Below are 19,827 nucleotides of genomic sequence, written 5' to 3'. Positions count from 1 at the left end.
CCGCTCGCCCAGGCGCTCGCCAGATACAGATTCGGGGAAAACCCACCGATACAGCCGCTCGAAATCGCTGCCTGCACCGCAACAGATTCCCGTCCCCTGAATCTGTCGCGCCTGCGCCCGTTTCCCTAACCTGATTGCACGCCAGCGCCTCGCCGTCACGAGGCCGCGCAACCGGGGCCACCGGGAAAAGGAATCGCGATGCGAACGCAACACATCCGGCTCGACGCCGGGCAAAGCCACTTTGCGTGGTTCGACAAGGGTAGCCAGGTGATCGTGCTGGACGGCGCACTCGCGGTCACGCTGCGTCACGGCGCGCTCGACTGGCTGCCCGACGCGCCGCAATACATACGCCGCGAACTCGACGAAGGCGAATGCCTGACGTTCGAGACGGCCGGTCACGCGGCGCTGTCGGCTGGCAACGCCGGCGCGGTCCGTACAACGGTCGTGGAACCTGCGGGCCGGAACGGCATGCGCGCGGCGTGGCGACGCATCCTGCGCCGGCTGTCCGGGCGAGTGCGCGGCAGCACTCATGTGCGCGGGCATTCCTGACATCGCGACTTGCCGCGACTTGCCGCGACTTGCCGCGACTTGCCGCGTCGCACCGCGCACCTCCCCCATTGTCACTGCAACCGGCGAACGCACGCTTTGCCGGCCACCCTCACCGGAGCGTCCCCATCGCCCACCATTCGACCGCCGCAGCCTTCCCGGCATCGCGGCGGTCACCGCCTCACCGTGCGCTCCGGCGACGCTCGATCCACTCGAATACGGCCATCCCCACCAGCATCGCTGCGACGAACCCGATCCCCTTGGCCGACCCGAAGCCGATCGACACGATCGCGGGTCCCGGACAGAACCCGGCAATTCCCCAGCCGATGCCGAACACCGCACTGCCCGCGACGAGGCGCACGGTAATCGCGCGCAACGCCGGCAACTGCATCGGCAGGCCGAGCCATGACCGTGTCCGGCGCTTTGCCCACGCGAACGCGAATACCGCCACACCTGTCGCACCCGCCATCACGAACGCAAGCGACGGATCCCAATGGCCGGCCAGGTCCAGAAAGCCGAGCACCTTCTGCGGATTGGCCATGCCCGACACGATGAGGCCGACGCCGAACAGCAGCCCCGCCAGAAACGCGCATCCTGCCTGCATGTCAGCCTCCCGGCACGTGCAACCGCACGAAGACGGTCACGAAACCCGCGACCATGAAGGTCGCCGTCGCGACCACCGAGCGCAGCGCACCGCGCGACATCCCGCATACACCGTGGCCGCTCGTGCAACCGCCCGCGTACCGCGTGCCGATCCCGACCAGCAGACCGGCCGCCAGCAATTCGAACCAGCTTGCGTCCACCTGCGGCGTCAGACCGGCTCCGGCAACGCGCATCAGGACCGGCGCGACGATCATCCCGCCGACGAACGCCATGCGCCAGTCGCGCTCCCCGCCACCCGCCGTCAGCAGGCCGCCGACGATCCCGCTGATGCCGGCAATCCGGCCGTTGAACGCGACGAGCCACGCGGCCGCGAGCCCGATCAACACGCCGCCCGCCAGCGACAGCCACGGCGTGAAGTGAAGTGCGTCAATCTGCATCGCGCTTCTCCTTCGCAGCCGGGCCGCAGAACTGTTCATACAGCACGCCCATCACCGCGATCGCGGCCGGACTGTCGAGCGAATAGTGGATGGCCTTGCCCTCGCGGCGCGTACGGACCAGCGCGTTGTCCCGCAACACGCCGAGCTGCTGCGACAGTGTCGGCTGACGAATGTCGAGCCGCGTCTCGAGATCGCTGACGCAACGCTCGCCCTGCGACAGTTCGCACAGCAGCAGCAGCCGGTCGGGATTCGACAGCACCTTGAGGAGCGCGCAGGCCGATTCGGCGGCAGCGCGCAATTGATCGGGCCGGGGCGGCCCGGCGGGAAGCGCGGCATTCATCGGAGCAAAAAAATCAATTAAAGATTTAATATTATATCGTTTTATATAATATTGCACCCTGCCGCTTGTTCACCGGCAACCCGGCCTTGTCCCCTCCTTCGCTCAGGCCTGCTTGCCCACGATCCCGTCGACGCCCGACGCCCGCGCCGCATCGGCGCGAACCCTCCCGAGCGCCAGCACCGCGACCGCCGCGATCACGCACGGCACCGCCACGACGGCAAACGCGGTCGACAGCGGTACGCCCATCGCGAGCATCGCACCGCCCGCCATCGATCCGACCACCGAGCCGCCGCGGCCGATCCCGTTGGCCCAGCTCACGCCAGTGGTCCGGCACTCGGTCGGATAGAACGCGGCCGACAACGCGTTCGCACCGACCTGCGAGCCCGACACGCAGAAGCCGGCGGCGAACACCGCGAGCGCGGCGCCTGACGGCGACGCGGCAAACACGCCGATCGCCGCGACGAAGATGCCGGCCGCCGCATAGCTGCAGGCCAGCACGCGATGCGGATCAAAGCGGTCCATCAACCCGCCGAGGACGATCGCGCCGAGCGTGCCGCCGACCTGGAACATCGCGGTCACGCGCGCGGCCGTCTGCAGCGTTGCACCGGTCGTGCGCAGCAGCGTCGGCAGCCAGCTGGACAGCAGGTAGATGACGAGCAGGCTCATGAAGAACGTCAGCCACAGCAGCAGCGTGCCGCGCAGCAGGTCGGCGCCGAACAGCCGGCCGAGCGGCGACCCGGCCGGCTTGCCGGCCGGTGCGACGAACGACGCGTGCACGAGGTGCGGATCCGGTGCGATGCGGCCGAGCATTGCCGCGATCCGCGCGGAAGGCGCGCCCCGGTTGACGAGATAGCGCACCGATTCCGGCAGCCGCCATGCCAGCACCGGCAGGAGCAGCAGCGGCGCGGCGCCGCCAACGACGAGCACCGCGCGCCAGCCGTGGTGCTCGATCAGCGACGCGGCCGCGAGCCCGCCGAGCGCGGAACCGATCGTGAAGCCGCAGAACATCGTCGTCACGAGCAGCGAACGGCGGCGCGCCGGACAGTATTCGGACGTCAGCGTGATCGCATTCGGCATCGCGCCGCCGAGCCCGAGCCCGGTCACGAAGCGCCACACGATCAGCTCGGTCAGGCCGCCGGCGCTTGCCGACGCAGCACTCGCAATGCCGAAGCACGCGACGCACGCGAGCAGCAGGCGCTTGCGGCCGAACCGGTCGCCGAACGGCCCGAACACGAGCGCGCCGGCCATCAGCCCGGCGAGCCCCGCGCCGAACACCGGGGCGAGCTGCGCGGGCGACAGGCCCCACTCCGTACGGATGACGGGTGCGATGAACCCGATCGATGCGGTATCGAATCCGTCGATCGCGACGATCAGAAAGCACAGAACGACGATCGCGGCCTGAAACGGCGCCACGCGATGCCGGTCGATCCATTCGCTGACGTCGATGGACAGCGTATCGGCCATAAGGGTGTCTCCTCCAGGAAGGCGGTCGCGCGTCGTATGTCGTTGGAATGCGCGCCGCCGGAATCGGGCTGAATGTATGCGTTATGCGCCGGTCTTCAGGCAATCCTCCGCGCGCCAGCCGTGCAGCCAGTCGAGCGCGTCGTAGAACTGCGCCTGCGTGCGGCCGACCCAGAGCCCGTTGCGCACCTCCCGCTCGACGCCTTTCGCGTGATAGATCCGCCCCATTTCCCGTGCCGAATACAGCACGCGTGCGGTACGCGGAATCCGCACGCGCTCGTACCGCGCGAACGCGGCCTCGAAATCACCGTCGGTCTGCGCAACGGCCGCGCCGAGCGTCACCGCGTCCTCGAGCGCCTGGCATGCGCCCTGCGCGATGTATTGCGTCATCGGATGGGCCGCATCGCCGAGCACCGTCGCACGGCCCGCGCTCCAGCCCTCCACCGGATCGCGGTCGGCGGTCGCCCAGCGTTTCCACGACGTCGGCCGGTCGAGCATCTGTTTCGGCAGCGGATGAATGCCGTCGAAGTACGACAGCACCTCTTCCTTGCTGCCCTCGCGCACGCCCCAGGTTTCCTGCTCACGGCTGTGGAACGTGACGACGAGGTTGTACTGCTGCCCGCCGCGCAGCGGATAGTGAACCAGATGGCAATGCGGGCCGGCCCACACGACCGGTGCATTGATCTGCAGATCCTTCGGCATGTTGTCGACGTCGACCACCGCGCGATACACGACGTGGCCCGTCACGCGATGCGCATCGCCGATCAGCGCCTGACGGATCGCGGATTTCACGCCATCGCAACCGATCACCGCGTCGGCACGATAGCGCTCGCCATGCTGGTCGATCACGGTCACGCCGTTGCCGTCCTGCTCGAACCCGCACACCTGCGTGCTCGTCCGGAATTCGATCAGCGGGTGATCCCGGACAGCTTCGTAGATCGACAGGTGAATGTCCGCGCGATGGATCACTGCATACGGATTGCCGAACCGTTCGCGATACGCAGCCCCCGTATCGATGCGCGCGACTTCGCGCGCATCGATCGCGTCCATCAGTTGCAGCCAGTCGGTGAACACCGCGCGACCGCGTGCCGCCTCACCGACACCCAGCGCATCGAGCGCGTTGAATGCGTTCGCCGCAAGCTGGATTCCCGCGCCGATCTCGCCGATCTGCCCGGCCTGTTCGAGCAGCTTCACGCGGATACCCTGGCGCGCGAGCGCCAGCGCCGCTGCCAGCCCGCCGATACCGCCGCCGATCACGAGAACGCGCCGGCCGTTGTGGTGTGTCTCACCCATGTTTGTCTCCTGCTTTGTGTTACGCGACGTAATCCGGTTGCCGCTGCGGTTGCGCGGCCTCGAAAGCCGGCTCGTGCCGCGCGTGTTCAAACACCGCGAGGCTGCGCGGAAACGCGCTCAGGTCGCAATCCATCCGCAATGCGTTCGCGACCTGCGGCACGAGACACACGTCGGCGAGCGTCGGCGTGTCGCCGAAGCACCACGGGCCCTCGTCCGCGCGGGCCAGCAGGCGCTCGACGCCGGCCATCCCTTCCGCGATCCAGTGCCGGTACCACGCGGTCTTCTGCTGCGGCGTGACCTTCAGTTCGCTGTCGAGATAGCGCAGCACGCGCAGGTTGTTGACCGGATGGATGTCGCACGCGATCAACGTCGCCAGTTCCAGTACGCGCGCCCGGCGGCGCAGCTCGAGCGGAATCAGCCGCGGTTCCGGCCGGATCCGGTCGAGGTAATCGAGGATCGCAAGCGACTGGCCGAGGCGGAAATCGCCGTCAACCAGCGCCGGCACCGCGGCCGACGGGTTCACCTGCGCGACGTAAGCGGCGTCGCGCTGCTCGCCGGTGCGGATGTTCACGGGCAGCGTGTCGTACGGCAGCCCTTTCAGCGCGAGCGCAATGCGCACCCGGTAGGATGTCGAACTGTTGAAGAAGCTATGCAGTTGCACGATGTGACCTTTCGGGGAAACGCGTCAGACCACGCGCACGGTCAGTTCGCCGAGACGCTCGACGCCGACCTTCATCACGTCGCCCGCCACCACCGCGCCGACACCTTCGGGCGTACCCGTGAAGATCACGTCGCCCGGTTCGAGGCGGAAGAACTTCGACAGGTCGGCCACCGTCTCCGCAACCGACCAGATCAGGTGCGACACGTCGCTCTTCTGCTTCGTCGCGTCATTGACCGTCAGCCACAGGCCGCCCTGCTCGAAATGACCGACGTCGCTGGCCGGATGCACGGGCCCGATCGGCGCCGAGCGGTCGAACGCCTTGCCGATTTCCCACGGCCGGCCCATTTCGCGCATCTTCATCTGCAGGTCGCGGCGCGTCATGTCGAGGCCGACCGCATAGCCCCACACGTGCTCGAGCGCGCGCTCGAGCGGGATGTCCGAACCGCCCTTGCCGACCACCGCGACGAGTTCGGCTTCGTAGTGATAGTTCTGCGTCTGCGACGGATACGCGAGGTCGAGCGTTTCGCCGTACGCGACCGGCACGATCGAATCGGCCGGCTTGCAGAAGAAGAACGGCGGCTCGCGATCGGGATCGAAGCCCATTTCACGCGCATGAGCCGCGTAGTTGCGGCCGACGCAATAGACGCGGCGCACGGCGAATTGGGCATCGCTGCCGGCAACAGGCAGCGCCACGGGTGCTTCGGGCGGGAAAACGAAAGTCATGAACGGCTCCAGCTTAGACATGAATGAAGGGGCGCGCCGCCGCGGCAGCGCACGGAAAACGGATCGTTGAAAGCGCCGGCGTCAGTCGCGCGCTTCGCGCAGCAGATTCAGCGCGGACAGCACGGGCCGGTCGGAATAGCTGAACAGCACGCTGTCGGACGACGCCGACAGCCGCACCGGCGCCCACGACGGCGCGACGAAGATGTCGTGCGGCTCGAACGCGAATGCGCTGTCGCCGACCCATGCGGTGCCGGAGCCTTCGACGACGCAGTAGATCGTCGCGTCGGTGCTGCGGTACGTGCGGCCGTCGAAGCCGGCCGGCAGGAACTGCATGAAGGTGGCGATGGTCGGCATCGGCCAGCCGCCCGTCGCGGGGTTCACGTAGCGCAGCTTCACGCCGTCCCACGCGTCAATCTCGCCGTTCCGGTACAGCGCGTCGAGCGCCTCGCGGGTACGGGCATACGGATAGCTGAACACCGGCGACGTCGGGTCGCTCACGCGATGCCGCACCGGCACCATGTTGTGACCGAAGCGCGCGAAGCTGTCGCCTTCCGGGCGATTCACGGGCTGCACGGCTTCCGGGTAGTTCTCCGCAAAACCGGCGTCGAGATTCGCGACGAGCGGGATGTCGAGCCCGTCGAGCCACACGACCGGCTCGCCGCCCTCGTCCGCCGACGGATTGCCGTGGTCGTGCCACGCCCACGACGGCGTGATGATGAAGTCGCCCGGATGCATCGTCGTGCGCTCGCCGTTCACGGCCGTCCATGCGCCGCGCCCTTCGACGATGAACCGCAGCGCCGACTGCGTATGGCGGTGGCTCGGCGCGATCTCGCCCGGCAGGATCAGCTGCAGCCCCGCATACAGGCTCGGCGTCATGCTCGACTTGCCGGGCAGCCCCGGGTTCTCCAGCACCAGCACGCGGCGCACGGCTTCTTCCGCGCTGATCACGCTGCCGGCCTGCATCACGAGGTCGCGTATCTGCGCGTACTTCCAGATCGCGGCCTGCGCAGCCGGCTGCGGCGATTTCGGCACGAGGTTGTGCAGCGATTCCCACAGCGGCGCGAGGCGCTGCTCGGCGATCCGTGCGTAGTAGGCGGCGCGCGACGCGTCCGGATGGGTCGTCATGATGTCTCCTTGCAGGCGGCCGATCGGCGTCGGCGCCAGGTCTGTCGGGTCGGGGACCGTGCTGCGGTCCGTGAGTGGATTTATATTCGACGCAGCCATACCCGGTAAAATGATCAAATCATCTGATCCATATAACTCTGGATATACCTTCTCGAGACGAGGCATGCGATGGACTGGACCCACCGGCTGCGGCTGCGGCATCTGCAGGTACTGTTGAGCCTGGCCGGCACCGGCAACCTGAGCCAGTCGGCGCTGGCGCTCGCGACCACGCAGCCGGCGCTGTCGAAATGGCTGAAGGAGCTGGAAGAGGATGTCGGGCTGCCGCTATTCGAGCGGCATGCGCGCGGCCTGCGGCCGACGCCCTACGGCGAAGCGTTGATCGAGCACGCGCGCCGCGTCGAAGCGCAGCTCGACATCGCGCGCGACGACATGGCCGCGCTGCGCGAAGGCGGCAGCGGCCTCGTGACGATCGGCACATCGGGCGTCGCGGCGGCCGATACGGTGCCGCTCGCAGTGTCGCAACTGCTGAAGCGGATGCCGCGCGCGCAGGTGCGGCTCACCGAAAGCACGATGAACCAGCTGATGCCGCAGCTCGCACGCAGCGAACTGGATATCGTCGTCGGCCGCTCGGGCTCGACCTACGTCGATCCGCTGCTGCATGCCGAAGCGCTGTATGTCGATCCGGTCGTGTTCGTCGCGCGGCCCGGCCATGCGCTCGCCGGTGCGACGTCGGTCGGCTGGGACGACGTGCTCGCCTACCCGTGGATCGTGTGGCCGTCCGGCACGCCCGTGCACAACGCGCTGGAAGCCGCACTGAATGCCGCCGGCCGCGTGCAGCCGCCGCACTGCGTCGAATCGAATTCGTCGATCCTGAACCTCACGCTGCTGAACAACACCGACCTGCTCGGTGTCGCGTCACATCGTGCCGCGCGGCGTTTCGCGCAACTGAACGCGATCCGCATCCTGCCGATGGAGCTCGAGGGCCAGGGCGCGGTGTCGATCTACTGGCACCCCGACAGCGCGAACCGCGCGGCCGTGGCCGCGACGATCGAGTGCCTGCGCGCCTGTGCGGCGCCGCAAGTCGGCGGCTGGGAGAAAGTGAAGGTGGAGTGAATGGCGCGGCCCGGCGCGAACCGGGCCGCCTGGAGGCGGCACGTCACGCGCCGTCGCAGGATGCCGTGCCGTCGAGCATCAGCGTGCCGACCCGCGCAGGCACGAGCGGCGTACGCGGCACCGGCGGCGTCCAGCCGAACAGCGCCTGCGCGGCCGCACCGCAGACGCGGCCCTGGCACGCGCCCATCCCGCAACGCGACTGCAGCTTCGCGGCCGTCCAGCCGGGCTCCTGCACGACCGCATCGACACGCACATCCTCGCAACGGCACAGCAGCGTATCGGGCCGCGCGAGCCGGCGGACCGGCTCGCGGATCGCGAAGCGCTCGCGTACCGCGTCCGCGAACGCCTGCCAGTGCGCGCGCCGCGCGACGAGCGCAGCCAACGGCGCCGTTTGCCCGGTCGCCGCGTAACCGGCGATTTCGCCTTCGACCATCGCCAGTTCGCTGCCGCCGACGCCCGTACACTCGCCCGCCGCGAAAACCCCGTCGCGGCTCGTGCGCTGGTGCGCATCGACCGCCACCGCACCGTTGTCGATCCGGCAGCCGAGATGGCTCGGCAGCACGGTATTCGGCACGAGGCCGAAGCCGCACGCGAGCCGCTCGCAATCGACGTCGAACTCGCGATCGCCCTGACGGATCCGGACACGTTCGAGCCGCTTGTCGCCGAACGCCTCGACGACGTGCGCATCGGGCCGGTAAGCCGCCGTGACGAGCTTCGCGGCCTGCGCGAGCTTCGACGGCCAGCGCCACAACCCCGCGCCGAAGCCCGCCACGTCGCCCCATGCGGCCTGCTCGAGCACGTGCGACACGCGTGCCCCGGACTGACGGGCCGTCGCCGCGCTCGCCAGCAGCAGCGGCCCGCTGCCCGCGATCACCGTGCGCTGCCCGCGCACATCGAGGCCGTACTTGATCAACGCCTGCAAACCGCCCGCGCCGGTGACGCCGGGCAGCGTCCAGCCCGGAAACGGCAGCAGCAGTTCGCGTGCGCCGCAGCAAAGAATCAGCGTCCGGAAATCGAGCAGCAGCCCGCGCTCGTCGTCCTCGAGCAGCAGCGTGCCCGGCTGCGTTTCGGCGACGATGCGCGTCGCCGCGAGATGCGTGACGTCCGGCTGCCGCAGCACGGCGAGGCGTTCAGCGGCGACCGGTACCGGTGTGGCCGCTACGCCTTGCCGCCAGATCTGCCCGCCCGCCCGCGGGTTGTCGTCGACGATCGCGACCGTCGCGCCGCCTTTCGCCGCGGCCCGCGCGGCCGACAGCCCGGCCGGGCCCGCGCCGACGATCGCGACGTCGACGCTCAGTCGTTCCTGTTTCATCGCGTACGCTCCACCTGCATCCCGTCACGGCACAATGTCTGGCAAGCCAGCCGGCGCCGGCCGTCGATCGTCATCCGGCATTCCTGGCAGACGCCCATTCCGCAAAACGGCGCGCGCGCCGCGCCCGTGCACGACACACGTGTCGTGTCGTCGCCGCTCGCCGCGACAGCGGCCGCGACGGTCGCGCCGTCGGCCACCGTCAGCGCGCGGCCGTCCAGATGAATGATCATGTCAGCGCTCCGGCGACGGGGGACGCGGTCAGGAAGCGTCCCGGCAAATACGGTTCGATATCGATCGGCGGCCGCTCGCCGGCCATCAGCGCGGCAATGAGCCGCGCGCTGCCCGGCGCGGTCGTCACGCCGAGCCCTTCGTGCCCGACCGCGAGCCACACGCCTGGCCGCGCCGGGTGCTCCCCGAGCAGCGGCAGGCCGTCGGGGCTCGCGGAACGGAATCCTGTCCATGAACGGATGCCGTTCAGGTCAGCCAGATCCGGCAGGTAGCCGACCGCGCGGCGCAGCATCCGCGCGAGCACGGGCGGCTCGACACGCGCATCCTCGGTGTCGAACTGGCGCGACGAACCGATCAGCAACTGGCCGGTCGGCCGCGGCTGCACGTTGAACGCGACCGACGTGCCGTCGCTCGCATGCGCGCTTGCGGCATAGCCGAGTTCGACGAGCTGGTGCGACACGTGCCCCGGATAGCGGTCGGTGATCAGCAGGTGGCCCTTTTTCGGGCGCAGCGGCAGTTCGGGCAACAGTGTGCGTGCCGCGACACCATTCGCGACGACCACGCGTTCGGCGCACAGCGTGTCGCCGCTTGCAAGCACCACGCCCGGGCCATCAACCGCGACGGCCCGGTCGCGACGCAACGTGATGCGCGGCGCGCGCTGCAGCAGCCAGTTCGCGGTGACGGGCGCGTAAAGAATCGCGTCGCCGGGAATCTTCAGCGCACCGCCGAGCCCCGCGCGCAGCATCGGCTCCAGTTGCGCGAGCGCCGCCGCGTCGATCAGTTCGCCCGCCACGCCGTGTGCGGCGAGCGTCGCCTGCTTCGCGCGTGCCAGATCCATCTCGTGCGCATCGGCCGCGAGCCACAGCGTGCCGCAGTTGCGGTACGCGCAGCCTGCGGGCATCTCGCCGCTCAACGCGCGCCACAATTCGATCGAGTAGTGACTCAGCGCGAGCTCGGCCGCGTTGTCGTCCATCGCGACGAGGTGGCCCATGCCCGCGCCGGTCGCGCCGCCGCTCGCGTCGTCGACGACCAGCACGCGCAGCCCGCGCTGCGCGAGTTCGTGCGCACACGCCGCGCCGACGATGCCGGCGCCGATCACGACGACGTCGGTCTTCGTTTCGCTCACGACCCGATGCCCCAGCCGAACGGATCGACTTCCTCGATCAGCAGCGTCGCTTCCGCGCTCAGGTGCGCGCTGCCGCGAATCGTCGGCACGATGCCGCCGTCGGCCTGCTCGTAGCTCGCGTGGAACACGCTGCCGATCACGCTCGCCTGCCGCCACACGGCACCCGGCGCAAGCTTGCCGTCGGCCGCAAGGCACGCGAGCTTCGCGCTGGTGCCGGTGCCGCACGGCGAACGGTCGTATGCAAGGCCCGGACACAGCACGAAGCTGCGGCTGTCGTGCTCGGGATCGCCGGCAAACAGCTCGATGTGGTCGATCTCGCCGCCGTTCGCGCCGGTGATGCCCGCACGTTCGAGCCCTTCGCGCACGGCCGACGCGTACGCAGTGAGCGCCGCGACGTTGTCGCCCGTCACGCGCTGCCCATGGTCGCTGATCAGGAAGAACCAGTTGCCGCCCCACGCGATGTCGCCCTTCACGGGGCCGTATCCCGGCACGTCGAGCGCGACGTCCTGCGCATGACGATATGCAGGCACGTTGCGCACGCTGACCGACAGGTCGTCGTGCAGCGTCGCCTCGACGGTGCCGACGGGCGTTTCGATCCGGTGCAAGCCGGGCGCGATGCGCCCCATGTGATGCAGCGTGCGCACGACACCGATCGTGCCGTGCCCGCACATCCCGAGATAGCCGCTATTGTTGAAGAAGATCACGCCGGCCGCCGCGTCGGGCGATACGGGTTCGCACAGCAGCGCGCCGACCAGCACGTCGCTGCCGCGCGGCTCGAGGATGCACGCGGTGCGGTAACGGTCGTGCTCGCGCGCGAGCACGTCGCGTCGCTCGGCCATCGTGCCGCTGCCGAGCGACGGGAAGCCGGACACGACGAGCCGAGTGGGTTCGCCGCCCGTGTGCGAATCGATGATCTGGATGCGCTTCATCATGAGCCGTCCGAAGTGGGGAAAGGAGCATAGCTTCCTCCGTCGCGCGTCCGCCCGCTTGTGGCTTTTCGATGAGGACGACGACGAAATCGGCATAGTGCAACGCGCCCGCCGCGCCCCTGCCGGCCGCTGTGCCGATTTCGTCATTTTGCTCCGCGATACGACTCAAGCGTGATGGGCATTTGCGCGGCGATACTGGTTGCCACACCGACACACCTGTCGGCCGACCGATACAAACGTAGGAGATTTCAGTGAGCCGAAACGCCATTCAGTGGACCGGGGTTTTCCCGGCCGTCAGCACCCAGTTCAAGCCGGACTTTTCCCTCGACATCGACGCCACGCACCGCGTGGTCAAGAACCTGGTGAACGACGGCGTGTCGGGCCTCGTGGTCTGCGGCACGGTCGGCGAGAACACGTCGCTGTCGACGAGCGAGAAGCTCCAGGTGATCGAGGCTGCGCGCGACGCGGCCGGCGGCAAGATTCCGGTGATCGCCGGCATCGCCGAATTCACGACCGAATTCGCGCGCAACACGGTGCGCGAAGCGCAGCGCGTCGGCGTCGACGGCGTGATGGTGATGCCCGCGCTCGTGTACTCGGCGAAGCCGCACGAAACCGCCGCGCACTTCCGCGCGGTCGCGACGAGCACCGACCTGCCGGTGATGGTCTACAACAACCCGCCGATCTACAAGAACGACGTGACGCCCGACGTGCTGATCGCACTGCAGGATTGCGAGAACATCGTCTGCTTCAAGGATTCGTCTGGCGATACGCGCCGCTTCATCGACCTGCGCAATGCGGTCGGCGATCGCTTCGTGCTGTTCGCTGGCCTCGACGACGTCGTGGTCGAGAGCATCGCGGTCGGCGCCGAAGGCTGGGTGTCGGGCATGTCGAACGCGTTCCCGAAGGAAGGCGAGACGCTGTTCCGCCTCGCGAAGCAGAAGCGCTTCGACGAAGCGCTCGCGCTGTACCGCTGGTTCATGCCGCTGCTGCACCTCGATGCACGCCCCGACCTCGTGCAGTGCATCAAGCTGTGCGAAGAACTGGTCGGCCGCGGCAGCGCGATCACGCGTCCGCCGCGCCTCGCGCTGCAGGGCGACACGCTCGCGGAAGTGAAGGCGATCGTCGCGAAGGCGCTCGAAACGCGCCCGGTACTGCCCGACGTCGGTCTCTGATCGACTCCCTTGCGGCGGCGCGCAGGCTTCCCCTGCACGCCGCCGTCTCCGGTCCGGCATGGCCTGCGGACCCGTTCGCCCCGGCGCCAGCCCGCGCCGCGCGTGAACGGCCCGAGCCCCGCCCCGGTCGTTCGAACCGGGCGACGCCGGCCGGCAGGCAAGCGCCGCTGCTCCGTCGGAGCGCGGCGCACCTCAAGCCTGTGCCGATATTCCCCCTAGGAGACAAGCCCATGCCAGGCCAAGGCAACGCTCACCCGTCTGTCCCGCTTTCCCGTTCCGCGCACCCCGACGCGGGTCACGGCAAGTTCAAGAAACAGCTGTCGCTGACCGATCTCACGTTCATCGGTCTCGGCGCCATTTTCGGTTCGGGGTGGCTGTTCGCCGCGAGTCACGTGTCGACGATCGCAGGCCCGGCCGGCATCTTCTCGTGGCTGCTCGGCGGCTTCGCGGTGCTGCTGCTCGGCATCGTCTACTGCGAACTCGGCGCCGCGCTGCCGCGCGCCGGTGGCGTCGTGCGCTACCCGGTGTTCTCGCACGGCCCGCTGCTCGGCTACCTGATGGGCTTCATCACGCTGATCGCCTTTTCGAGCCTGATCGCGATCGAAGTCGTCGCCGCGCGCCAGTATGCGGCCGCGTGGTTTCCGGGCCTGACGGCCGAAGGATCGAGCGACCCGACCACGCTCGGCTGGCTCGTGCAGGCCGCGCTGCTCTGCTTCTTCTTTTACCTGAACTATTCGAGCGTGAAGACGTTCGCAAAAGCGAACAACATCATCAGCATCTTCAAGTTCATCGTGCCGCTCGCGGTGATCGGCGTGCTGTTCACGTTCTTCAAGCCCGCGAACCTGACCGTGCACGGCTTCGCGCCGTTCGGCATGCCGGGCATCGAAATGGCCGTGTCCGCCGGCGGCATCATCTTCGCGTACCTCGGGCTCACGCCGATCGTGTCGGTCGCGAGCGAGGTGCGCAATCCGCAACGCACGATCCCGATCGCGCTGATCCTGTCGATCCTGCTGTCGACGCTGATCTACGTGCTGCTGCAGCTCGCGTTCATCGGCAGCATCCCGACCGCGATGCTCGCCGCCGGCTGGCACGACGTGAGCAAGGCGTTCTCGCTGCCGTACCGCGACATCGCGCTCGCGCTCGGCGTCGGCTGGCTCGCGGTGATGGTCGTCGCCGACGCGATGATCTCGCCGAGCGGCTGCGGCAACATCTACATGAACGCGACGCCGCGCGTCATCTACGGCTGGGCGAAGACGGGCACGTTCTTCAAGGTGTTCACGCGCGTCGACGAAGCGTCGGGCATCCCGCGCGCGGGCCTGTGGCTCACGTTCGGCCTCGCGATCTTCTGGACGCTGCCGTTCCCGTCGTGGGAAGCGCTGATCAACATCGTGTCGGCCGCGCTCGTGTTGAGCTATGCCGTCGCGCCGGTGTCGGTCGCCGCGCTGCGCCGCACCGCGCCCGACCTGCCGCGGCCGTTCCGCGCGAGCGCGTTCGTCATCACCGGCCCCGCGTCGTTCGTGATCGCCGCGCTGATCGTCTACTGGTCGGGCTGGAGCACGGTGTCCTGGCTGCTCGGCCTGCAGATCGCGATGTTCGTCATCTATCTCGCGTGCCGCCGCTGGGTGCCGACCGCGCACCTGAGCCTCGCCGAACAGGTGCGCTCGTCGGCGTGGCTGATCGCGTTCTATGCCGCGATGATCGTGCTGTCGTATCTCGGCGGCTTCGGCGGCACGGGCCGCCTTGCGCATCCGTACGACACGGGCGTCGTCGCGGCCGTCGCGCTCGTCATCTACTACTGGGGCGCCAACACCGGCGTGCGCGCCGACAAGCTGCAGCTCGACGACGACGAGGACTGACGCGCCCGCGCCCTTTTCCCCTTTCCATCGGCCGGGCGCACCACGCCCGGCCCCTGCTTTTTCCGAGGCACACCATGCAACTCACAGGTCAGCTCCTGATCGGCCAGTCGGCCGTCGCCGGACAGAACGGCACCCTCCATGCGATCGCCGCCGCAACCGGCGAACCGCTCGAACCCGCTTTCGGCGGCGCAAGCCTGCATGACCTCGAGACGGCCTGCGCGCTCGCCGACGACGCGTTCGACCGCTATCGCGAAACGTCGCTCGAAGCCCGCGCCGCGTTTCTCGATGCGATCGGCCGCCACATCATGGCGCTCGGCGACGACCTGATCGAGCGCTGCGTCATCGAAACGGGGCTGCCGCGCGCACGCGTCGAAGGCGAGCGCGGCCGCACGGTCGGCCAGCTCGCGCTGTTCGCGGCGCTCGTGCGCGACGGCGGCTTTCTCGACGCGCGGATCGATCCGGCGCGCCCCGAACGCAAGCCGCTGCCGCGCGTCGACCTGCGGCTGCGCAACGTCGCGGTCGGGCCCGTCGCCGTGTTCGGCGCGTCGAACTTCCCGCTCGCGTTCTCGGTCGCCGGCGGCGATACGGCGTCGGCGCTGGCGGCCGGCTGCCCGGTGATCGTCAAGGCGCACTCCGCGCATCCGGGCACGTCGGAACTCGTCGGCCGCGCGATCCAGCAGGCCGCGCGCGAATGCGGCATGCCGGCCGGCGTGTTCTCGTTGCTGTTCGACGCATCGCGCGAGATCGGCCAGGCACTCGTCGCCGATCCGCGCATCAAGGCCGTCGGCTTCACCGGCTCGCGGCGCGGCGGCGTCGCGCTGATGCACATCGCGGCCGCGCGCCCCGAGCCGGTTCCGGTCTATGCGGAAATGAGCTCGATCAATCCCGTGCTGCTGTGCCCCGCCGCGCTCGACGCGCGCCACGACGCGATCGCGCCGCAGTTCGTCGCATCGCTCACGCTCGGCGCCGGCCAGTTCTGCACGAACCCCGGCCTGGTGCTCGCCGTCGACGGCCCGGCGCTGCGCGCATTCGAAGCCGCGGCGGCCGTTGCCGTGCGCGCGGCGGCCGCGCAGACGATGCTGACGCCGCATATCCACGCGAGCTATGCGCAAGGCGTCGCGGCGCTGCGCAATCACGATGCGGTCGAGCCACTGGCGGAAGGTGCCGAAGGCGGCCGTCTGCAGGCCCGCGCAGCGCTGTTCGCGACGTCCGCCGACGCGTTCGTCGCGCGCCCCGAACTGCGCGACGAAGTGTTCGGCCCCGCGTCGCTGATCGTCCGCTGCCCGGATGCCGACACGCTGCATCGCGTGCTGAAGTCGCTCGAAGGCCAGCTGACGATCGCCGCGCACCTCGCCGACGGCGACGCGGCGCTGTTCGCCGCGCTGCGCCCGACGCTCGAGCGCAAGGCCGGCCGCATTCTCGTCAACGGCTTCGGCACGGGCGTCGAGGTCGGTCATGCGATGGTGCACGGCGGCCCGTTCCCGGCGACGTCCGACACGCGCACGACATCCGTCGGCGCACGCGCGATCGAGCGCTTCCTGCGCCCCGTGTCGTACCAGGACCTGCCGGACGCGCTGCTGCCGGACGCGATCCGCAGCGGCAATCCGCTAAACGTGCCGCAACGCATCGACGGCGTGCCCGCGCCGCGCGAGGTGAATCATGGCTGAGCAAACCGCCGAAGTCGTCCTGTCGCTCGATGAAGTCCATGCGCTCGCGCTGCGCGTGCTGACGCACCACGGGATGTCCGACGCGCATGCGCGGGCCATCGCCAACGTCATCACCCAAGGCCAGCGCGACGAATGCCATTCGCACGGCGTGTACCGGCTGCTCGTCTGCGTGCGGTCGCTGAAGAAGGGCAAGGTCGATCCGCAAGCGGTGCCGACGCTGCGCCGGCTGTCGTCGTCGATCGTCTCGGTCGACGCGCATCGCGGCTTCTCGCTGCTGAGCTTCGAGACCGGGCTGCCCGTGCTCGTCGAGATGGCGAAGCAGCACGGCATCGCCGCGATGACGATCAATCACTGCTACCACTTCTCCGCGTTGTGGCCCGAGGTCGAGGCAATCGCGGCCGAAGGGCTGGTCGGCATCGCGATGAACCCGAGCCATAGCTGGGTCGCACCGGAAGGCGGCCGCGAACCCGTGTTCGGCACGAACCCGATCGCATTCGCATGGCCGCGCCCGGGCGGCACGCCGTTCGTGTTCGATTTCGCGACGAGCGCGATCGCGCGCGGCGACATCGAGCTGCACGCGAAGCAAGGCAAGGCGATTCCGTCGCACTGGGCGATCGACGCCGACGGCCAGCCGACCACCGACCCGAAGGCCGCGCTGCAGGGCGCGATGCGCACGTTCGGCGGCCACAAGGGCTCGGCGCTCGCGGCGATGGTCGAACTGCTCGGCGGCGCGCTGATCGGCGACATGACGAGCCGGGAATCGATGGACTTCGACGAAGGCGTCGGCGCAACGCCGTGCCACGGCGAGCTCGTGATCGCGTTCGACCCGAAGGTGTTCCTCGGCGACGATCTCGACGCAGGGCTCCAGCGCGGCGAACGGATGTTCGAATCGATCGTCGCGCAGGGTGCGCGGCTGCCGTCGCAACGGCGCTTCGACGCCCGCGCGCGCAGCATCGCGAACGGCGTGCGGATTCCGCAGGCGCTGTACGACGAGATCCTGACGCTGCTCGACTGACGCGGGGCACCGGGGGCCGCGCGCGCTCGTCATCGTCAGGAAGGCGCCTCGGCCGCCTCCCGAACCGGCCAGGCGGGCAGCCCGCAGCCCCCGTTCGTCACGCCGCCCCGCCCGCCCCGGCCCCGTGAACGCCACGCCCGCGGCGGCTGTGGGATAATCGCCGGGTTTGCCCAGGGCGCAGCTCAAGAGGTTGTTCGCACGGGCGCGAGAGAGGCCTTTATTCCCGTGCCTCCACCCTTTTCCCGCGATATTTCTTCAGCAACCACCATGCCCACTTACCGTTCCAAAACCTCCACCGCCGGCCGCAACATGGCAGGTGCGCGCTCGCTGTGGCGCGCCACCGGCATGAAAGACGACGATTTCTCGAAGCCGATCATCGCGGTCGTCAACTCGTTCACGCAGTTCGTGCCCGGGCACGTGCACCTGAAGGATCTCGGCCAGCTCGTCGCGCGCGAGATCGAAGCCGCCGGCGGCGTCGCAAAGGAATTCAACACGATCGCGGTCGACGACGGCATCGCGATGGGTCACGACGGCATGCTGTATTCGCTGCCGAGCCGCGACATCATCGCCGACTCGGTCGAATACATGGTGAACGCGCACTGCGCGGACGCGATGGTGTGCATCTCGAACTGCGACAAGATCACGCCGGGGATGCTGATGGCCGCGATGCGCCTCAACATTCCGGTGATCTTCGTGTCGGGCGGCCCGATGGAAGCCGGCAAGACGCGCCTCGCGAACCCGGTCACCAAGACCGTCGAACTGAAGAAGCTCGACCTCGTCGACGCGATGGTGATCGCGGTCGACCCGTCGTATTCGGACGCCGAAGTCGCCGAAGTCGAACGCTCGGCCTGCCCGACCTGCGGTTCGTGCTCGGGCATGTTCACCGCGAACTCGATGAACTGCCTGACCGAAGCGCTCGGCCTGTCGCTGCCCGGCAACGGCACGGTGGTCGCCACGCACGCCGATCGCGAACAGCTGTTCAAGCGCGCCGGCCGTCGCATCGTCGAACTGACGCGCCAGCACTACGAGCAGGACGACGAACGCGTGCTGCCGCGCTCGGTCGGCTTCGCCGCGTTCGAGAACGCGATGACGCTCGACATCGCGATGGGCGGGTCGACCAACACGATCCTGCACCTGCTCGCGATCGCACAGGAAGCCGGCATCGACTTCACGATGAAGGACATCGACCGCCTGTCGCGCAGCGTGCCGCAGCTGTGCAAGGTCGCACCGAACACGAACAAGTACCACATCGAGGACGTGCACCGCGCAGGCGGCATCATGGCGATCCTCGGCGAGCTCGACCGCGCCGGGAAGCTGCACACCGATGCACCGACCGTGCACGCACCGACGCTGAAAGATGCGCTCGACCAGTGGGACATCGTGCGCACCCAGGACGACGCGGTCCGCACGTTCTACCTCGCCGGCCCGGCCGGCATCCCGACGCAGGTCGCATTCAGCCAGAACACGCGCTGGCCGAGCCTCGACCTCGACCGCGCCGAAGGCTGCATCCGTTCGTACGAGCATGCGTTCTCGAAGGAAGGCGGCCTCGCCGTGCTGACGGGCAACATCGCGCTCGACGGTTGCGTGGTGAAGACGGCCGGCGTCGACGAAAGCATCCTCGTGTTCGAGGGCGCGGCTCACGTGACCGAATCGCAGGACGAAGCGGTCGAGAACATCCTGAACGACAAGGTCAAGGCCGGCGACGTGGTGATCGTGCGCTACGAAGGCCCGAAGGGCGGCCCGGGCATGCAGGAAATGCTCTACCCGACCAGCTACATCAAGTCGAAGGGGCTCGGCAAGGCCTGCGCGCTGCTGACGGACGGCCGTTTCTCGGGCGGCACGTCGGGCCTGTCGATCGGCCACTGCTCGCCGGAAGCGGCAGCAGGCGGCGCGATCGGCCTCGTGCGCAACGGCGACAAGATCCGCATCGACATCCCGAACCGCACGATCGACGTGCTGGTGTCGGACGAGGAACTGGCGCGCCGCCGCGAAGAGCAGAACGCGAAGGGCTGGAAGCCGGCGCAGCCGCGTCCGCGCAAGGTATCCGCGGCACTGAAGGCGTACGCGAAACTGGTCATGTCGGCCGACAAGGGCGCCGTGCGCGACCTGTCGCTGCTCGACGACTGACGCAGCGGGCGACCGGCGACGGCCGGAAGGAGGCTACGCAGCCGACCGCTCGCCCGATCGAAAACCGCTCTCCGGAGCGGTTTTTTTCGTCCG

The 19,827-nt window shown here is 68.9% G+C and carries 19 protein-coding genes; 7 read left to right on the top strand and 12 right to left on the bottom strand.

The annotated features are described in order from the left end of the window. The first annotated feature begins 198 nt into the window (after positions 1 to 198). Positions 199 to 549: a hypothetical protein gene (locus OHZ10_RS25175; RefSeq protein ID WP_342704611.1), complete on the top strand. Its 351-nt coding sequence runs from the start codon at positions 199 to 201 to the stop codon at positions 547 to 549. 178 nt (positions 550 to 727) lie between these two features. On the opposite strand, the gene OHZ10_RS25170 is transcribed toward OHZ10_RS25175, so the two are convergent. From OHZ10_RS25170 to gtdA, 8 genes are all read right to left on the bottom strand, one after another. Continuing rightward, the gene (locus OHZ10_RS25170; RefSeq protein ID WP_174991862.1) at positions 728 to 1,150 is read right to left on the bottom strand and encodes a DUF6691 family protein; all 423 of its coding nucleotides are present in this window, start codon (positions 1,148 to 1,150) and stop codon (positions 728 to 730) included. 1 nt (position 1,151) lies between these two features. Then, positions 1,152 to 1,586 carry a YeeE/YedE family protein gene (locus OHZ10_RS25165; protein ID WP_059237028.1) on the bottom strand — a complete coding sequence of 145 codons (435 nt, stop codon included), beginning with the start codon at positions 1,584 to 1,586 and terminating at the stop codon, positions 1,152 to 1,154. Then, a complete protein-coding gene (locus tag OHZ10_RS25160) occupies positions 1,576 to 1,926 on the bottom strand; it encodes an ArsR/SmtB family transcription factor (protein WP_256087307.1) in 351 nt (116 codons plus the stop codon). Before OHZ10_RS25160 ends, OHZ10_RS25165 begins: the two co-directional genes overlap by 11 nt. 102 nt (positions 1,927 to 2,028) lie before the next feature. Further along, positions 2,029 to 3,390, bottom strand: a complete 1,362-nt coding sequence (locus tag OHZ10_RS25155) for an aromatic acid/H+ symport family MFS transporter (RefSeq protein WP_342704609.1) — start codon at positions 3,388 to 3,390, stop codon at positions 2,029 to 2,031. Between the two features lie 81 nt (positions 3,391 to 3,471). After that, complete coding sequence (locus OHZ10_RS25150) at positions 3,472 to 4,680, bottom strand: 3-hydroxybenzoate 6-monooxygenase (protein WP_342704608.1); 1,209 nt, start codon at positions 4,678 to 4,680, stop codon at positions 3,472 to 3,474. Between the two features lie 19 nt (positions 4,681 to 4,699). Then, a complete protein-coding gene (maiA, locus tag OHZ10_RS25145; RefSeq protein ID WP_059237032.1) occupies positions 4,700 to 5,341 on the bottom strand; it encodes a maleylacetoacetate isomerase in 642 nt (213 codons plus the stop codon). 24 nt (positions 5,342 to 5,365) lie between these two features. Then, on the bottom strand, positions 5,366 to 6,064 hold the full coding sequence (locus OHZ10_RS25140) for a fumarylacetoacetate hydrolase family protein (protein WP_174991867.1): 699 nt from the start codon (positions 6,062 to 6,064) through the stop codon (positions 5,366 to 5,368). An 81-nt stretch (positions 6,065 to 6,145) separates the two neighbouring features. Further along, positions 6,146 to 7,189, bottom strand: a complete 1,044-nt coding sequence (gene gtdA, locus OHZ10_RS25135) for a gentisate 1,2-dioxygenase (RefSeq protein ID WP_059237034.1) — start codon at positions 7,187 to 7,189, stop codon at positions 6,146 to 6,148. A gap of 168 nt (positions 7,190 to 7,357) precedes the next feature. Between gtdA and OHZ10_RS25130 the strand changes: the two genes are divergently transcribed. Continuing rightward, positions 7,358 to 8,302, top strand: coding sequence for a LysR family transcriptional regulator (locus OHZ10_RS25130; protein WP_174991868.1), 945 nt, complete (start codon positions 7,358 to 7,360; stop codon positions 8,300 to 8,302). Positions 8,303 to 8,345: 43 nt separating this feature from the next. Here OHZ10_RS25130 and OHZ10_RS25125 read toward each other — a convergent pair whose 3' ends face one another. The 4 genes from OHZ10_RS25125 to OHZ10_RS25110 are packed head-to-tail and all read right to left on the bottom strand — an operon-like array spanning position 8,346 to position 11,897. Continuing rightward, complete coding sequence (locus OHZ10_RS25125) at positions 8,346 to 9,614, bottom strand: FAD/NAD(P)-binding oxidoreductase (RefSeq protein WP_342704606.1); 1,269 nt, start codon at positions 9,612 to 9,614, stop codon at positions 8,346 to 8,348. Then, on the bottom strand, positions 9,611 to 9,844 hold the full coding sequence (locus tag OHZ10_RS25120; protein ID WP_011355492.1) for a 2Fe-2S iron-sulfur cluster-binding protein: 234 nt from the start codon (positions 9,842 to 9,844) through the stop codon (positions 9,611 to 9,613). Before OHZ10_RS25120 ends, OHZ10_RS25125 begins: the two co-directional genes overlap by 4 nt. Beyond that, positions 9,841 to 10,968 carry an NAD(P)/FAD-dependent oxidoreductase gene (locus OHZ10_RS25115; RefSeq protein WP_059237037.1) on the bottom strand — a complete coding sequence of 376 codons (1,128 nt, stop codon included), beginning with the start codon at positions 10,966 to 10,968 and terminating at the stop codon, positions 9,841 to 9,843. Before OHZ10_RS25115 ends, OHZ10_RS25120 begins: the two co-directional genes overlap by 4 nt. After that, entirely contained in the window at positions 10,965 to 11,897 is a 933-nt protein-coding gene (locus OHZ10_RS25110; protein ID WP_342705988.1) for a 4-hydroxyproline epimerase, read from the bottom strand. The genes OHZ10_RS25115 and OHZ10_RS25110 overlap by 4 nt, the downstream gene beginning before the upstream one ends. Positions 11,898 to 12,148: 251 nt before the next feature. On the opposite strand from OHZ10_RS25110, the gene OHZ10_RS25105 reads away from it, so the two are divergent. The 5 genes from OHZ10_RS25105 (at position 12,149) to ilvD (ending at position 19,734) form a co-directional block, all read left to right on the top strand. Then, complete coding sequence (locus OHZ10_RS25105; RefSeq protein WP_059237038.1) at positions 12,149 to 13,069, top strand: dihydrodipicolinate synthase family protein; 921 nt, start codon at positions 12,149 to 12,151, stop codon at positions 13,067 to 13,069. Positions 13,070 to 13,299: 230 nt separating this feature from the next. Beyond that, positions 13,300 to 14,925: an APC family permease gene (locus OHZ10_RS25100; protein ID WP_342705977.1), complete on the top strand. Its 1,626-nt coding sequence runs from the start codon at positions 13,300 to 13,302 to the stop codon at positions 14,923 to 14,925. Between the two features lie 74 nt (positions 14,926 to 14,999). After that, entirely contained in the window at positions 15,000 to 16,592 is a 1,593-nt protein-coding gene (locus tag OHZ10_RS25095; protein ID WP_059237040.1) for an aldehyde dehydrogenase (NADP(+)), read from the top strand. Beyond that, on the top strand, positions 16,585 to 17,607 hold the full coding sequence (locus OHZ10_RS25090; protein WP_059237041.1) for an Ldh family oxidoreductase: 1,023 nt from the start codon (positions 16,585 to 16,587) through the stop codon (positions 17,605 to 17,607). The genes OHZ10_RS25095 and OHZ10_RS25090 overlap by 8 nt, the downstream gene beginning before the upstream one ends. Positions 17,608 to 17,874: 267 nt before the next feature. Beyond that, positions 17,875 to 19,734 carry a dihydroxy-acid dehydratase gene (ilvD, locus tag OHZ10_RS25085; RefSeq protein WP_059237042.1) on the top strand — a complete coding sequence of 620 codons (1,860 nt, stop codon included), beginning with the start codon at positions 17,875 to 17,877 and terminating at the stop codon, positions 19,732 to 19,734. Positions 19,735 to 19,827 lie beyond the last annotated feature (93 nt).

The organism is Burkholderia arboris, from assembly GCF_038723655.1.
Classification (GTDB): domain Bacteria; phylum Pseudomonadota; class Gammaproteobacteria; order Burkholderiales; family Burkholderiaceae; genus Burkholderia; species Burkholderia arboris.
This window is presented reverse-complemented; position numbering and strand designations above follow the sequence as displayed.

What these genes read in the sequence shown, in the direction of transcription:
- OHZ10_RS25130 (WP_174991868.1), top strand. Translation starts at nt 7,358, where the DNA reads ATGGACTGGACCCACCGGCTGCGGCTGCGGCATCTGCAGGTACTGTTG.
- OHZ10_RS25140 (WP_174991867.1), bottom strand. Translation starts at nt 6,064, where the DNA reads ATGACTTTCGTTTTCCCGCCCGAAGCACCCGTGGCGCTGCCTGTTGCC.
- OHZ10_RS25165 (WP_059237028.1), bottom strand. Translation starts at nt 1,586, where the DNA reads ATGCAGATTGACGCACTTCACTTCACGCCGTGGCTGTCGCTGGCGGGC.
- ilvD (WP_059237042.1), top strand. Translation starts at nt 17,875, where the DNA reads ATGCCCACTTACCGTTCCAAAACCTCCACCGCCGGCCGCAACATGGCA.
- gtdA (WP_059237034.1), bottom strand. Translation starts at nt 7,189, where the DNA reads ATGACGACCCATCCGGACGCGTCGCGCGCCGCCTACTACGCACGGATC.
- OHZ10_RS25090 (WP_059237041.1), top strand. Translation starts at nt 16,585, where the DNA reads ATGGCTGAGCAAACCGCCGAAGTCGTCCTGTCGCTCGATGAAGTCCAT.
- OHZ10_RS25100 (WP_342705977.1), top strand. Translation starts at nt 13,300, where the DNA reads ATGCCAGGCCAAGGCAACGCTCACCCGTCTGTCCCGCTTTCCCGTTCC.
- OHZ10_RS25110 (WP_342705988.1), bottom strand. Translation starts at nt 11,897, where the DNA reads ATGAAGCGCATCCAGATCATCGATTCGCACACGGGCGGCGAACCCACT.
- OHZ10_RS25150 (WP_342704608.1), bottom strand. Translation starts at nt 4,680, where the DNA reads ATGGGTGAGACACACCACAACGGCCGGCGCGTTCTCGTGATCGGCGGC.
- OHZ10_RS25155 (WP_342704609.1), bottom strand. Translation starts at nt 3,390, where the DNA reads ATGGCCGATACGCTGTCCATCGACGTCAGCGAATGGATCGACCGGCAT.
- OHZ10_RS25160 (WP_256087307.1), bottom strand. Translation starts at nt 1,926, where the DNA reads ATGAATGCCGCGCTTCCCGCCGGGCCGCCCCGGCCCGATCAATTGCGC.
- OHZ10_RS25095 (WP_059237040.1), top strand. Translation starts at nt 15,000, where the DNA reads ATGCAACTCACAGGTCAGCTCCTGATCGGCCAGTCGGCCGTCGCCGGA.
- OHZ10_RS25120 (WP_011355492.1), bottom strand. Translation starts at nt 9,844, where the DNA reads ATGATCATTCATCTGGACGGCCGCGCGCTGACGGTGGCCGACGGCGCG.
- OHZ10_RS25170 (WP_174991862.1), bottom strand. Translation starts at nt 1,150, where the DNA reads ATGCAGGCAGGATGCGCGTTTCTGGCGGGGCTGCTGTTCGGCGTCGGC.
- OHZ10_RS25175 (WP_342704611.1), top strand. Translation starts at nt 199, where the DNA reads ATGCGAACGCAACACATCCGGCTCGACGCCGGGCAAAGCCACTTTGCG.
- OHZ10_RS25125 (WP_342704606.1), bottom strand. Translation starts at nt 9,614, where the DNA reads ATGAAACAGGAACGACTGAGCGTCGACGTCGCGATCGTCGGCGCGGGC.